The 245-nt window shown below is 44.9% G+C and carries 1 pseudogene; it reads left to right on the forward strand.

The window, feature by feature from the left end:
• Nucleotides 1-166 precede the first annotated feature (166 nt).
• Nucleotides 167-245: pseudogene (locus IAE27_RS29845) on the forward strand (hypothetical protein); the annotation flags it as partial.

The raw sequence follows: 245 nt of genomic DNA on the forward strand, positions 1-245 counted from the left end.
TACTACAGCAGTCTGTTCTTTTTCTCTATTTTCCTACAGGAGATTCAGAACAGGGCAGCCTGACGGCCGCAAATTGAAAACCGCGCTATCTGCCTGACTCTGAGTTGTCATACAGTGATTTGAATATATATGATCTGGCTACATATTTTTCTCAGAGCCTTTCCCCATGATGACCCGTAAAAGTATTGATACCATCCTGCTCTCCGTTGCCGCTGATAAGCTTTCACAGCGTGAATGGGACTGGA

This window comes from Klebsiella sp. S69 (assembly GCF_016516145.1).
In the GTDB taxonomy this organism is placed as follows: domain Bacteria; phylum Pseudomonadota; class Gammaproteobacteria; order Enterobacterales; family Enterobacteriaceae; genus Klebsiella; species Klebsiella oxytoca.